Source organism: Citreimonas salinaria (assembly GCF_900107235.1).
Lineage (GTDB): Bacteria > Pseudomonadota > Alphaproteobacteria > Rhodobacterales > Rhodobacteraceae > Citreimonas > Citreimonas salinaria.
Map to the genome: position 1 here is coordinate 114,796 of NZ_FNPF01000011.1, position 7,507 is coordinate 122,302.

At 62.8% G+C, this 7,507-nt stretch carries 5 protein-coding genes; 2 read left to right on the forward strand and 3 right to left on the reverse strand.

Annotated elements, in window-relative coordinates; genetic code table 11:
• Positions 1-58: 58 nt before the first annotated feature.
• Both clpB and BLW27_RS20770 read left to right on the forward strand, forming a co-directional pair.
• Positions 59-2,674 (forward strand): ATP-dependent chaperone ClpB, encoded by a 2,616-nt coding sequence (clpB, locus tag BLW27_RS13980; RefSeq protein WP_089884009.1) that lies wholly within the window; start codon positions 59-61, stop codon positions 2,672-2,674.
• Positions 2,675-3,004: 330 nt separating this feature from the next.
• Entirely contained in the window at positions 3,005-4,753 is a 1,749-nt protein-coding gene (locus BLW27_RS20770; RefSeq protein WP_218141123.1) for a hypothetical protein, read from the forward strand.
• A gap of 99 nt (positions 4,754-4,852) precedes the next feature.
• On the opposite strand, the gene BLW27_RS13990 is transcribed toward BLW27_RS20770, so the two are convergent.
• The 3 genes from BLW27_RS13990 to BLW27_RS14000 all read right to left on the reverse strand — a co-directional run bounded on the left by BLW27_RS13990 (position 4,853) and on the right by BLW27_RS14000 (position 6,898).
• Positions 4,853-5,692 carry a ParB/RepB/Spo0J family partition protein gene (locus tag BLW27_RS13990; protein ID WP_089884011.1) on the reverse strand — a complete coding sequence of 280 codons (840 nt, stop codon included), beginning with the start codon at positions 5,690-5,692 and terminating at the stop codon, positions 4,853-4,855.
• A gap of 99 nt (positions 5,693-5,791) precedes the next feature.
• Positions 5,792-6,277 carry a fasciclin domain-containing protein gene (locus BLW27_RS13995; RefSeq protein ID WP_089884013.1) on the reverse strand — a complete coding sequence of 162 codons (486 nt, stop codon included), beginning with the start codon at positions 6,275-6,277 and terminating at the stop codon, positions 5,792-5,794.
• A 180-nt stretch (positions 6,278-6,457) separates the two neighbouring features.
• Complete coding sequence (locus BLW27_RS14000) at positions 6,458-6,898, reverse strand: DUF302 domain-containing protein (protein WP_089884015.1); 441 nt, start codon at positions 6,896-6,898, stop codon at positions 6,458-6,460.
• Between the last annotated feature and the right edge of the window lie 609 nt (positions 6,899-7,507).

Sequence of the window (7,507 nt, forward strand, 5' to 3'; positions counted from 1 at the left end):
GGCGCGCTGCCTGGCAGGCGTCCGCGGGCGAGGGGGTGCTTGAAAAAGGAGAGATACCATGAACTTGGAGAAGTTCACGGAGCGTGCACGCGGTTTTGTTCAGGCCGCGCAGACCATCGCGATGCGGGAAAGCCATCAGAAGCTGGCGCCCGAACACCTGCTGAAGGCCTTGATGGACGACGACCAGGGCATGGCGTCGAACCTCATCAAGCGATCGGGCGCAGAGCCCGCGCGGGTCGTGCAGGCGCTGGACGGCAAGCTGGCGAAGATCCCGAAGGTCTCGGGCGATTCCGGTCAGACCTATTTGGACGCCACCACCGGCAAGGTGCTGGACGAGGCCGAGACGCTGGCCAAGAAGGCCGGCGACAGCTTTGTTCCCGTCGAGCGCATCCTGATGGCGCTGGCGATGGTGAATAGTCCCGCCAAGGAGGCGCTGGAGGCCGGCGCGGTGTCCGCGCAGGCGCTGAACGCCGCGATCAACGACATCCGCAAGGGTCGAACGGCTGATAGCGCCAACGCCGAGGAAGGCTACGAGGCGCTGAAGAAGTTCAGCATCGACCTGACCGAACGCGCCCGCGAAGGCAAGATTGACCCGATCATCGGGCGCGATGAGGAGATCCGCCGCGCGATGCAGGTCCTCAGCCGCCGGACCAAGAACAACCCCGTACTGATCGGTGAGCCCGGCGTCGGCAAGACCGCCATCGCCGAGGGCCTCGCCCTGCGCATCGTCGACGGCGACGTGCCCGAAAGCTTGCGCAACAAGCGGCTGCTGTCTCTCGACATGGGCTCGCTCATCGCCGGCGCGAAGTATCGCGGCGAATTCGAGGAGCGGCTGAAATCGATCCTGAAGGAGATCGAAGCGGCTGCGGGCGAAGTGATCCTGTTCATCGACGAGATGCACACGCTGGTGGGCGCAGGAAAGGCCGACGGCGCAATGGATGCGTCCAACCTGCTGAAGCCCGCGCTCGCGCGCGGCGAGTTGCACTGCGTCGGCGCAACCACGCTCGACGAGTACCGCAAGCACGTGGAGAAGGACGCGGCGCTGGCTCGTCGCTTCCAGCCGCTGATGGTCGAGGAGCCGACGGTCGAGGACACGATCAGCATCCTGCGCGGCATCAAGGAGAAATACGAACTGCACCACGGCGTGCGGATCTCGGACTCGGCGCTGGTGGCGGCGTCGCAACTGTCGCACCGCTACATCACCGACCGCTTCCTGCCCGACAAGGCCATCGACCTGATGGACGAGGCCGCGTCGCGCCTGCGGATGGAGGTCGACTCCAAGCCCGAGGAGCTGGATGCGCTGGATCGCCAGATCCTGCAGATGCAGATCGAGCAGGAGGCCCTGCGCAAGGAGGATGACGCCGCGTCGAAGGACCGGCTGGAAAAACTCGAGCGCGAGCTGGCCGACCTGCAGGAAGAAGCGGCCGAGATGACCGCCAAGTGGCAGGCCGAGCGTGACAAGCTGGCCGGGGCGCGCGAACTGAAGGAACAGCTCGACAAGGCGCGGGCCGAGCTCGATATCTGCAAGCGCGAGGGCAACCTTGCGCGGGCGGGAGAGCTGTCCTACGGCATCATCCCGCAGCTGGAAAAGCAGCTGGCCGAGGCCGAGGGCGCCGAGGGCGAGCAGATGGTCGAGGAGGCCGTCCGCCCCGAGCAGATCGCCGCGGTGGTCGAGCGCTGGACCGGCATCCCGACCTCGAAGATGCTGGAGGGCGAGCGCGAGAAGCTGCTGGGCATGGAGGACAACCTGCACCGCCGGGTGGTGGGGCAGAACCAGGCCGTGCACGCGGTGGCCAACGCCGTGCGCCGGGCGCGCGCGGGACTCAACGACGAGAACCGTCCGCTGGGCAGCTTCCTGTTCCTCGGCCCCACCGGCGTCGGAAAGACCGAGCTGACCAAGGCCGTGGCCGAGTTCCTGTTCGACGACGACAACGCGATGGTCCGCATCGACATGTCCGAGTTCATGGAGAAGCACTCGGTCGCGCGGCTGATCGGCGCGCCTCCGGGCTACGTGGGCTACGACGAGGGCGGCGTCCTGACCGAGGCCGTGCGGCGCCGGCCCTATCAGGTGGTGCTGTTCGACGAGGTCGAGAAGGCGCACCCGGACGTGTTCAACGTGCTGCTGCAGGTACTGGACGACGGCGTGCTGACGGACGGGCAGGGGCGTACGGTCGACTTCAAGCAGACGCTGATCGTGCTGACCTCGAACCTCGGGTCGCAGGCGCTGTCGCAGATGCCCGAGGGGGCGGACGGGGCCACGGCCAAGCGCGACGTGATGGACGCGGTGCGGGCGCATTTCCGGCCGGAGTTCCTCAACCGGCTGGACGAGACGATCATCTTCGACCGGCTGCGGCGCGAGGACATGGCCGGGATCGTGGACATCCAGATGTCGCGGCTGCTGAAGCGGCTGGCGGCGCGGAAGATCACGCTGGACCTGGACGATGCGGCGCGGAAATGGCTGGCGGACGAGGGCTACGACCCGGTCTTCGGGGCGCGGCCGCTCAAGCGGGTTATCCAGCGGGCGCTGCAGGACCCGCTGGCCGAGATGCTGCTGGCCGGCGACGTGGCCGACGGCGACACGATCGCGGTCCATGCGGGGTCCGAGGGGCTGATCATCGGGGACCGCGTGGCCTCGACCAACCGGCCGCGACCCGACGATGCAGTCGTCCATTAAAGGGGACGATGCGGTGGTTCACTGAGGCCGTCCGGCAGGCCCTGGGACACCGGGAGAAAGGCGGGGGAGACCCCGCCTTTTTTCATGGCCCGAAGGGGTGTCCCACGGTGGGACACTCGGGTGGGTAAGGGATTTCAATGGGTTACAGAGACGGATTCAGGAGTTGTTAGGGTTTGGAGCGTTTCGCGAGCCAGCACAACGCGACTTGGCCGTACCCACCTTTCGTATGAACATTGCTCACGTGTGATGCTCCGCGCCTTGTGGATGCTGTGGCCGAACAACTAGGCTGTTCCGGACATAGTGTCCGGATATGCGACTGGATTAGACGATTTGAAATTTGATCAAATAAGTGGCTGGTGGGTGGAGCTAAGCGGCTGGTGGAGGCAGGGCCTTCATTTAGTTCCAAGAGACGCATACGCTCCGGTACTGGACACTGGCGGGTTCCTCGGGATCATCGCATTTTCGGTTGCGGTTTTCACACTTTCCGCGCCAAAGTACCAGTTTCGCCAAGCTACCGCGATAATTCCGTTTCGTAAGTTATTCTTTGTTACCCTCATAATTTCGGCGGCGGCCACCTTTGCGGTGGAAGCGTTCGTTATGTATGAGATTAGGTTCCCCGTCTTCATTGACCCGAATGCTGTGAATCTCATAATCGCGGCGGTAATAGCGTTCTTAGTCATTTACTGGATGAAGATATGCTTTATCCGCCCGCCCCGTTTTTCAAAATTTACTGCCCCAAGGTTCTTTCATCAATCGTTTCTATATGTCTCTAATGGAAGCCGCGACGAGCTTCTGGTGCTAGCTCAAGAGCTGATGCATGAAATTCCAAGATTGGTTTCTAACAGCCCGGATAGAAAGCGATCTTCCTTCATGGGCGAGCTGCCAGTCGTTTCCAAGCTAGAGGCTCATGCGGCGAACTTACTTTTACTGCTTTCAGACCCCCGCTTCTGCGACGTGGTCGCAGAAGAAATTCCAACTTTTCCAGCCTATTTGGCGGAGCAAATGGTTGCGCTTAGGAGGCCCGATGCTCCCGCGCATCTGGTTATCCGGAGAGTTGTGATATCGCTTTTGGCGAAGCCCCAATCGGCATTGTTCGTGGAGAATGAGTGGCTGGAGCAAGGTTTTGCAGGCGAAGTAAAGCCGATAACTCGATCAATTTTCAGGAACTGGCATAAATTGGAGCAGTTTGAAGGAGGTATTGAATCACCGTTGGATCTCGATTACCCCCATGCGCGCACTTGGGATGCTGAAACGTGGACAGTGTATTTCGGCATGGCCAAAGAATACGTCCGCGGCCTTACGTCTAGCGAGTTCAGAAACTCAGATGCGAACGGGCTAAGCTACGTTCTAAGAACCACAGAGAGAGCGTACGAACGGATAGGCGATGTTGAAAAGTACGAGAACGTTTTCGACCCACATAATCCGCGCTGGCATGCCAGCGAGGCCAACAAGTTCCTGACGGACATAATAAAAATCTTCGATGAGTCTGGAGAACACGTCTACTTCAGTAAAAAAGATAGGTATTACTTCGGCAGCGATCTATCTTCGAAGCTTGCCAAGCTCCTCTATGAGGCGATCTTTCATGCGTCTAGCGTCAACACCAAGGATTTTACGATGTGGGACGTACAGCACAACATAGTTTGGTCGCCGATCAGCAGATTTGAGATTCGCGACACAAAAATTATGAAAATGGTTCGCCGAAAGCTGCGTCGGATGATTTGGGATGAGATTTCTAGGATGGACGGGTTTCCAAATTATAAAGGCGCTCGATTCGTTCGCTTCTGCCTCAACGTTCTCGGGTTCTATGACGAAAAGATCCATCGACGAGACGGGCTTGAAAGGGACTCGTGGATTCTTGCCAAGGTTGTATCGAGTTGGGTCGCCAATAATTATCAAACGATTGCGTCGTCTCACCCGCCTGTCGCCGAAGCGATGCTGCCCGCCAACATTGAGTATGACCCAGTGAGGGAAGTCTTGATTAGATCAAGGGACGACTCTTTGACGGGGGTTTCTCGTGTCAAAGAGTTTTCACTCGAACCATCTAGGGCTTCGGCCGATTTAACAGCGTTGAACGGGTAGGATAGCTCAGTCGATCAGCCTGCGAGCAGATTGTCTGATTGTTCCGGTGCTCGACATTCTCCCTGTCAGATTCGATCGTAGGCACATTACCAAAGACGCTCACCCCTTCTGAAACATCCGCTCCACGTACTCCATCACGTCTTCCATCAGCCCCGGCGTCTTCGCCTGCGGGCCCGAGAAGCGCAGGACCCAGCCGTTTCGCGTCAACTCGCGGCGGATGGTGAGGCCCTGGCGCAGGGTCAGGGAGCGGCGGGGCGCGCCCTTGGTGCCCGGCGCGGTGGCGGCGCCTTCGGGGGAGAGGGCCTCGGCCAGCAGGGGCTCGATCTCGGACCACTGGCTGTCGAGGCTGTGGGTGCGCGAGGGCGGCAGGGCGTTCCGGATCAGGTCCTCCCATCCCGAGCGCAGGGCGGCGGCGAGGCGGTCGAGCCGCGCGGTGGTCAGGCGGTCGGGCGTGGCGAAGCGGCCCTCGAAGGCCTCGACCACCGACACGAAGCCGCGCAGGCGCGAGCGTTTCTGCCGCGAGAGCGCGGGGAACAGCGCGTCGATGGCGGCGTCGGGCGTGTCGTGCAGCCCCAGTTGCAGGCAGCGCAGCACCAGCGCGCCCTTGTCCCAGGGCGAGACGGGCGCGCGGATCTCGTTCTCGGTCACCATGGCGGCGAGGGCGTCGGCGATGCTGGCGGGCTGGCGGATGAAGGCGGGTGCGGTGTCGTGCCCCAGCGCGCGCAGGGCTTTGAGGCGGCGGAAGCCCGAGATCAGCGCGTAGCCGGCGGGCTCGACGGGGAAGACCTCGATCGGCTGGCGCAGGCCCGAGAGGGTGATGGAATCGCGCAGCTCGGCATCGGCCTCGGGGTCGGGCGCGCCGCGGTCGCGCGGCAGGGCGGTGGCGTCGATCTCGGACAGCGGGATGTCTTGCGGGATGTGGTGCAGGGAATCGGTCATGGCAGGCCTCCGGTGGAACGGGGGCACGGTAGCGCCATGATGCGGCCCGTTGCGCGGGCCGGAAGCGGTGCGGGCGGCGCGGGGCCGCCCGCGCAACGCTTACATGCCTTCGGGCATGAGGACCGCGTCGATCACGTGGATGACGCCGTTCGACGCCTCGATGTCGGCGGTGGTGACGGTGGCTTCGTCGACCATGACGCCGCCCTCGGTCGAGATCGTGACCTCGGAGCCCTCGACGGTCTCGGCCATCATGCCGTCGGACAGGTCTCCGGACATCACCGCGCCGGGAACGACGTGGTAGGTCAGGATCGCGGTCAGCTGATCGCGGTTTTCGGGCATGAGCAGGTTCTCGACGGTGCCCTCGGGGAGGGCTGCGAAGGCCTCGTCGGTGGGCGCGAAGACGGTGAAGGGGCCTTCGCCCTTCAGCGTGTCGACCAGGCCGGCGGCCTCGACCGCGGCGACGAGGGTGGTGAAGTTGCCTGCCTCGACCGCGGTGTCGACGATATCCATCGTGTGGCTGCCGGCGAAGACGGGCGTGGCCATCGAAGCGGCTGCGGTCAGGGCGATAAAGCTTCTGCGGAACATGTGTGATCCTCCTGTAATCCGTTTCCGATGCCTTTTGACATCGTAAGGACTACGGGACGGACCGCCGAGCGGATCACCGGCCCTGCCGTCGTTTCCCGCTTGACCCGCCGGGCCCGGCCGCTAAGCCCGCGCCTTCGCGGTTTTCCAGTCAGCTTTTCGTGAATGGCCGTGACCGATCCGTCAGTCATCCAGCCCGATCGCGGTGCGCGCGATGCCGTCCAGCAGGGCCTCGACCTCTTTCATCGGGCCATCGGGAAAGCCGCGGAAGCCGATGGTCGTGGTGCCGGGCGTCTCGGGGCGGACCATGACGAAGATGTCGTAGGGGCAGAAGGCGATGTTCATGGGGTCGGCCTCCATCACCTTGCGCGACAGGCTGGCCGAGCAGAAGCTGAACACGTCCGCCTCCTCGAACAGCACCACGTCCGAGCCGGTGGCCTCGCGGGTGCGTTCCAGCATCTCGCCGGTATGCGACACGCTGTCGATGACGAGGCCCTGGTCCAGGATCGCCGATTCCAGGCCGAACACCACGTCGTCGAAGCTTTGGTTGGTGTCGTAGGTGATCGTCTGCTGGGCAAGGGCCGGCGCGGCGAGCAGCAGCAGGGCGGGGAGAATGCGGTTCATGATGGTCCTCCTGACGGTTGCGACCATCATAACGCGCGTGCGCGCGTAAGGACAGGCGCCGATGGCCCCCGGCGCCTGTCGCTGACCGGACGCCGCGGCGCCGCGAAATCCGCCGAACCGGTTCCCGGGCCGCCGGATCGGGCGATGATTCCGCGTTTCCTCGCCCTGAGGGCGAACCCGGACGGCCGCGTTTCTCTCGACCGTGTCGTGACGCTGGGTAGGCCGTGCGTGGGGCGGGCGATGGGGCTTGGGCGACGTGCAGGCAGGGATGTGCGTTCGGCAACAAACTTGCGCGCGACGCCGGGTCCGACCTTCGCATTCTTTCGTCATGCCTCTGGAAAGACTGAAAAATCCGGAAATTCGAGAAAAGTTCCGGATCAGGCCAAAAAACTGCTTGCGGAGTTTGTGCGTGATCCGTAGATAGCCCCTCACCGGCGGCGCTGAGGCGCTGGCGGGACAATCCGGAGCGAGATTGGCGGGGGTCGCTGGAAGGCGGGTCTGGTTGGTTTTGCCCCACGTTTTTTGACATTGATGGTATCTGAAGAGATATGCGGGCGGTTTGGTTCATTCGATGGATCGACGTCTGTATGTCGCGCTGGTAGGGCTTCG